This is a genomic window from Rubrivirga litoralis (genome assembly GCF_031846415.1).
GTDB lineage: Bacteria > Bacteroidota > Rhodothermia > Rhodothermales > Rubricoccaceae > Rubrivirga > Rubrivirga litoralis.
This window is the reverse complement of sequence record NZ_JAVRHT010000090.1, coordinates 1-1,151: the sequence shown is the minus strand read 5'-3', so window position 1 is coordinate 1,151 and position 1,151 is coordinate 1. Positions and strand designations below refer to the sequence as shown.

General features: G+C 69.6%; 2 protein-coding genes. Both read left to right on the top strand.

All coding sequences use genetic code 11. From position 1 onward, the window contains the following. Positions 1-579, top strand: a 579-nt coding sequence (locus tag RM540_RS16290) for a winged helix-turn-helix domain-containing protein (protein ID WP_311666080.1), incomplete at its 5' end; no start/stop codon positions are given. Next, entirely contained in the window at positions 530-1,138 is a 609-nt protein-coding gene (locus tag RM540_RS16285; RefSeq protein WP_311666082.1) for an IS630 family transposase, read from the top strand. The genes RM540_RS16290 and RM540_RS16285, both read left to right, overlap by 50 nt. The last annotated feature ends 13 nt before the right edge of the window (positions 1,139-1,151 follow it).

The following is a 1,151-nucleotide window of genomic DNA, read 5'->3' as shown; positions in this document are numbered from 1 at the left end:
ATACCAGATCCGGGAGCTTTCTTTCTGGTCGCGCGGTCTGAGCGGTCCACTCGCCTCCGGCTCGCCATGTCTCGGACGCTCTCGCTCACCGACCACTTGCCTGACGCGGAGGTCCGCGCTCGCTTCCGCGCCTGCCGTGACGCCACCGAGCGCGCCCGCTGGCAGGTCATCTGGCTCAAGACCCTGCGCCGATCCACGGCACACATTGCCGAGGTGACCGGCTACACCCCGCTCTGGGTCCGCTCCCTCATCCACCGCTACAACGACGGCGGACCCGAGGCCATGCGCGACCGTCGCCACGACCACCCCGGCGCACCGGCCATGCTGACCACGGCGCAGCAGGCAGATCTCGACGCCGCGCTCGCCTCTGGCACCGCGCCCGACGGCGGGCTGTGGAGCGGACCTAAGGTCGCCCGCTGGATCGAGGCCGCCACCGGGCGCGAACACGTCCACGACCAGCGCGGCTGGGAGTGGCTCGTCCGCCTCGGCTTCTCGGCGCAGACCCCGCGCCCGCACCACGACAACGCAGATCCGGCCGCGCAAGCGGCGTTCAAAAAACAAGCTCGTCGCGCAGGTTGAGGCGGCCCGCGCCGAGCGCTCGGTCGAGGTGTGGGCGATGGACGAGCACCGGGTCGGGCTCAAGCCGATCCTGCGCCGGACGTGGGCGCGCCGCGGCGAGCGTCCACAGGTCGCCGTCCGTCCGCGCTACGAGTGGCTCTACGTCTACGCCTTCGTGTGCCCCGAGACGGGCGAGAGCGAGTTCTGGCTAGCGCCTTCGGTCAACTCGGCGATGTTCTGCGAGATCACGGCTGCCTTCCTGCGAAGCCGCGAGCAGGCGGTCCTTCTAGTGCTCGACCAAGCCGGGTGGCACATGTCGGCGGAGACGCTCGCATTGGAGGCCGACGGCGTGCTCGCCTTCGAGCACCTGCCGCCGTACAGCCCAGAGTTGATGCCCGCCGAGCGGTTGTGGGAGCTGACCGACGAGCGGCTGGCGAACCGGGTGTTCGAGCGTCTCGCCGATCTGGAAGCGGTACTGGGCGAGACGTGCGTGTCGCTCACCGACCAGCCGGCCAGGATCCAGAGCCGGACGCTGTATCACTGGTGGCCCGGCGGCGCTGACCATACCTCAACAGAGTAGCCGGATTTGGTAT